The sequence below is a fragment of the Serratia proteamaculans genome (assembly GCF_008830365.1).
Taxonomy (GTDB): Bacteria; Pseudomonadota; Gammaproteobacteria; order Enterobacterales; family Enterobacteriaceae; genus Serratia; species Serratia proteamaculans.
In genome coordinates this window covers 1-718 of the sequence record NZ_WBKI01000019.1, presented here as the reverse complement: position 1 = coordinate 718, position 718 = coordinate 1, and the positions used below count along the sequence as shown (strand labels likewise).

Genomic DNA, 718 nt, shown 5'->3' with positions numbered 1-718 from the left:
CTCTCAAATCAAAACACTTTTGGTGTTGTAAGGTTAAGTCTCACGGATCATTAGTACTGGTTAGCTCAATGCATCGCTGCACTTACACACCCAGCCTATCAACGTCTTAGTCTTAAACGTTCCTTCAGGGGAATCAAGTTCCCAGGGAAGACTCATCTCGAGGCAAGTTTCGCGCTTAGATGCTTTCAGCGCTTATCTTTTCCGCACTTAGCTACCGGGCAATGCCATTGGCATGACAACCCGAACACCAGTGGTGCGTTCACTCCGGTCCTCTCGTACTAGGAGCAACCCCTCTCAATCTTCCAACGCCCACGGCAGATAGGGACCGAACTGTCTCACGACGTTCTAAACCCAGCTCGCGTACCACTTTAAATGGCGAACAGCCATACCCTTGGGACCTACTTCAGCCCCAGGATGTGATGAGCCGACATCGAGGTGCCAAACACCGCCGTCGATATGAACTCTTGGGCGGTATCAGCCTGTTATCCCCGGAGTACCTTTTATCCGTTGAGCGATGGCCCTTCCATTCAGAACCACCGGATCACTAAGACCTACTTTCGTACCTGCTCGAGCCGTCACTCTCGCAGTCAAGCTAGCTTATGCCTTTGCACTAACCTCACGATGTCCGACCGTGATTAGCTAACCTTCGTGCTCCTCCGTTACTCTTTGGGAGGAGACCGCCCCAGTCAAACTACCCACCAGACACTGTCCTCACCCC

General features: G+C 52.2%; 1 rRNA gene. It reads right to left on the bottom strand.

Annotated features, from left to right (window positions below):
• Positions 1-29 precede the first annotated feature (29 nt).
• A 23S ribosomal RNA gene (locus tag F8R23_RS24080) occupies positions 30-718 on the bottom strand; the annotation flags it as partial.